3 protein-coding genes are annotated in these 3,708 nt (G+C 60.8%); 1 reads left to right on the plus strand and 2 read right to left on the minus strand.

Annotated features, from left to right (window positions below; translation table 11 throughout):
* Together hemC and PMI30_RS04505 are read right to left on the minus strand one after the other, a co-directional pair.
* The coding region (gene hemC, locus PMI30_RS04510; protein ID WP_008013736.1) for a hydroxymethylbilane synthase at positions 1-903 on the minus strand (903 nt) is incomplete at its 3' end.
* Between the two features lie 136 nt (positions 904-1,039).
* Positions 1,040-1,786: a LytR/AlgR family response regulator transcription factor gene (locus tag PMI30_RS04505; RefSeq protein WP_007941588.1), complete on the minus strand. Its 747-nt coding sequence runs from the start codon at positions 1,784-1,786 to the stop codon at positions 1,040-1,042.
* 461 nt (positions 1,787-2,247) lie between these two features.
* Between PMI30_RS04505 and argH the strand changes: the two genes are divergently transcribed.
* On the plus strand, positions 2,248-3,642 hold the full coding sequence (gene argH, locus PMI30_RS04500; RefSeq protein ID WP_008013738.1) for an argininosuccinate lyase: 1,395 nt from the start codon (positions 2,248-2,250) through the stop codon (positions 3,640-3,642).
* Positions 3,643-3,708 lie beyond the last annotated feature (66 nt).

Below are 3,708 nucleotides of genomic sequence, written 5' to 3' on the forward strand. Positions count from 1 at the left end.
GTCGGCGGCCCCCTGCCTCAGCAGGTCTTCGGCCACTTGCACACCCAAAGCCTCGGCATCAGCCCGTGGCGCCCGGGCCTCGGCGCTGAGCAGCAGGCCGCCGCTCGGATCACCCACCAACCCACGCAACCAGATCTGCTCGCCTTCAAGCACGGCGTAGCAAGCGATTGGCACTTGGCAGCCGCCATTCAAATGTTTGTTGAGAGCACGTTCGGCGGTAACGCGAGTGGCCGTGTCCTGGTGATGCAGCGGTGCCAGCAGCGCATGAATTTCAGTGTCGACGCTACGGCACTCGATACCGACCGCGCCCTGGCCACCGGCCGGCAGGCTGTCTTCGACGCTGATGGCCGAGGTGATGCGGTCTTCGAAGCCCAAACGAATCAAACCCGCCGCGGCGAGGATGATGACGTCGTATTCGCCAGCATCGAGCTTGGCCAGGCGAGTGTTGACGTTGCCGCGCAGGAAGCGGATTTCCAGGTCCGGACGGCGGGTCAGCAACTGCGCCTGGCGACGCAGGCTGGAGGTGCCGACGATGCTGCCTGACGGCAACTCATCCAGGCTGGTGTAGGTATTGGAGACAAAGGCATCGCGCGGGTCTTCGCGCTCGCAGATGCAGAACAGACCGAGGCCTTCGGGGAAGTCCATCGGCACGTCTTTCATGGAGTGCACGGCGATGTCGGCTTCGTTTTCCAACAACGCAGTTTCCAGCTCCTTGACGAACAGGCCCTTGCCGCCGATTTTCGACAGCGGCGAATCAAGCAGCTTGTCGCCGCGACTGACCATGGGAACCAGCGTCACGAGCAGGCCCGGATGGGCCTGTTCCAGACGAGCCTTGACGTATTCGGCCTGCCACAGGGCGAGAGCACTTTTGCGGGTGGCGATGCGGATTTCGCGAGAGGACATGGATCAATCCGTACTGAATAGATACGGCAGATAATAACAGCTCAGCCAAATCCACTTTGACTTGTATCAGAAACTGCACGGCCTCCCTGGCCCTCAATGTCCGGTAATAAGATAGAAATCCGCCCGGAATGGCGGATTAAAGCTGTTGCATCATTTTGCGCACGCCGGCCACATGGCGTCGGCTGACGATCAGGGCATCACCGTTCAGGCCTTTGAGAAACAGCTGGAAATGCCCCAAGGGCGTGCGTTGCAGCCGCTCGATGCGTTCGCGAGCAACCAGTGCGTTGCGGTGGATCCGCACGAAACGGTCGCCAAATTCGTCTTCGAGAGCCTTGAGTGGTTCGTCGAGCAGCACTTCACCACCTTCATGACGCAAGGTGACGTACTTGTGGTCGGCAATGAAGTAGACCACCTGACCCAGCGGAATCAGCTCGATGCCTTTTCGGGTGCGGGCGCTGATGTGGCTGCGCGGACCGCTACCGGTTTCGGCCGCCGGGCGAGTCAAGGCCGCGAGCTGGACGCGATTGGGTCGCTCGGCTTTCTTTAATGCTTCGTGTAACTGTTCTGTGCGCACTGGCTTCACCAGATAGCCCACGGCGCTGGCCTGTAGGGCTTCCACGGCAAATTCATCGGGCCCGGTGCAAAACACCACGGCGGGCGGGGTTTCGCGTTCGCACAATCGTGCAGCCACTTGCAGGCCATCGAGGCCCGGCATGCGAATATCGAGCAACACGATATCCGGCTTGTGACTGTCGATCAGTGCCAACGCCTCTTCGCCGTTCGTGGCGCTGGGCTCCAGGACATTGTATCCCTCGAGTTCGCCAACCATTCGGCTCAGGCGCTCGCGGGCCAGGGGGTCGTCATCAACGATCAGGACATTCATATTGCGCTGGATTCCTGCGTGAGTCTCGCACAAGGATAGCGTAGACAGGTGAAGTGACGTCCGTCACCGCGATCCACGCTAAGACTAGCGCGAGGGCCAAAAAGTGCCGCGAGACCGGCGGCTAAATTTTCATCTGCCGCGTGACTGGCGGTCCAGGCCCGCACTGGCGAGGCATCGCCGTAGAGTTTGCTGATACACAATATGAACACCCCTCTTCTCTCTATAGTCAGCTGCAGCATCGAGAAGTGCGCTGATCCTCTGTCCAACTGTAGACGGTTGCCGGGACGATATTGCTCAATTGAAAAATATCGTTGCGCAATTTCCGTATCGCTTGCTTCGAGCAGGGGTGGCGCAATGAGAAAAAAACCTGTCGACCAGTGTCAGCGACAGGATTGGCAACCCTGTTATTATCCGCGTCAGCGTTTCACGCCACCTTTCTTCAAGCCGATACGAGCGAATTCATGAGCACTGACAAGACCAATCAGTCCTGGGGCGGCCGCTTCAGTGAACCCGTCGACGCCTTCGTCGCCCGCTTCACCGCCTCCGTCACCTTCGACCAGCGCCTGTATCGCCACGACATCATGGGCTCGATCGCCCACGCCAGCATGCTGGCCAAGGTCGGCGTGCTGACCGATGCCGAGCGCGACAGCATCATCGATGGCCTGAACACTATCCAGGGTGAAATCGAGGCCGGCCAGTTCGACTGGCGCATCGACCTTGAAGACGTGCACATGAACATCGAGGCGCGTCTGACCGACCGCATCGGCGTGACCGGTAAAAAGCTGCACACCGGCCGCAGCCGTAACGACCAGGTCGCCACCGACATCCGCCTGTGGCTGCGTGACGAGATCGACCTGATCCTGGGCGAAATCACCCGCCTGCAACAAGGTTTGCTGGAGCAGGCCGAGCGCGAAGCCGGCAGCATCATGCCGGGCTTCACTCACCTGCAAACCGCGCAGCCGGTGACCTTCGGGCATCACATGCTGGCCTGGTTCGAAATGCTCAGCCGCGACTACGAGCGTCTGGTCGACTGCCGCAAGCGCACCAACCGCATGCCGCTGGGCAGCGCCGCGCTGGCCGGCACCACTTACCCGATCGACCGCGAGTACACCGCTCAACTGCTGGGTTTCGACGCGGTCGGCGGTAACTCCCTGGACAACGTGTCCGATCGCGACTTCGCTATCGAATTCTGCTCGGCCGCGAGCATCGCGATGATGCACTTGTCGCGTTTCTCCGAAGAACTGGTGCTGTGGACCAGCGCGCAGTTCCAGTTCATCGATCTGCCGGACCGTTTCTGCACCGGCAGCTCGATCATGCCGCAAAAGAAAAACCCGGACGTGCCGGAACTGGTTCGCGGCAAGACTGGCCGGGTATTCGGCGCATTGATGGGCTTGCTGACCCTGATGAAAGGCCAGCCGTTGGCCTACAACAAGGACAACCAGGAAGACAAGGAACCGCTGTTCGACGCCGCCGACACCCTGCGCGATTCGCTGCGCGCCTTTGCCGACATGATCCCGGCGATCAAGCCGAAACACGCGATGATGCGAGAAGCAGCCCTGCGTGGTTTCTCCACCGCCACCGACCTGGCCGACTATCTGGTACGCCGTGGCCTGCCGTTCCGTGATTGCCACGAGATCGTTGGCCACGCGGTGAAGTATGGCGTGGACACCGGCAAGGATCTGGCGGAAATGAGCCTGGAAGAACTGCGCAAGTTCAGCGACCAGATCGAGCAGGACGTATTTGCCGTGCTGACCCTGGAAGGCTCGGTGAATGCCCGTGACCATATCGGCGGGACTGCTCCGGCGCAGGTCAAGAAGGCTGTTGCTCGCGGCCAGGCGTTGCTCGCCAGCCGTTAAAAGCTTCGCGGGCAAGCCTCGCTCCTACAGGGGTTCTTGTAGGAGCGAGGCTTGCACGCGAAGGCG

The sequence above is a fragment of the Pseudomonas sp. GM50 genome (assembly GCF_000282375.1).
In the GTDB taxonomy this organism is placed as follows: domain Bacteria; phylum Pseudomonadota; class Gammaproteobacteria; order Pseudomonadales; family Pseudomonadaceae; genus Aquipseudomonas.

Bases quoted from the DNA above. Each gene is read 5' to 3' on its own strand.
- PMI30_RS04505 (WP_007941588.1), bottom strand. From the start codon at position 1,786: ATGAATGTCCTGATCGTTGATGACGACCCCCTGGCCCGCGAGCGCCTG.
- argH (WP_008013738.1), top strand. From the start codon at position 2,248: ATGAGCACTGACAAGACCAATCAGTCCTGGGGCGGCCGCTTCAGTGAA.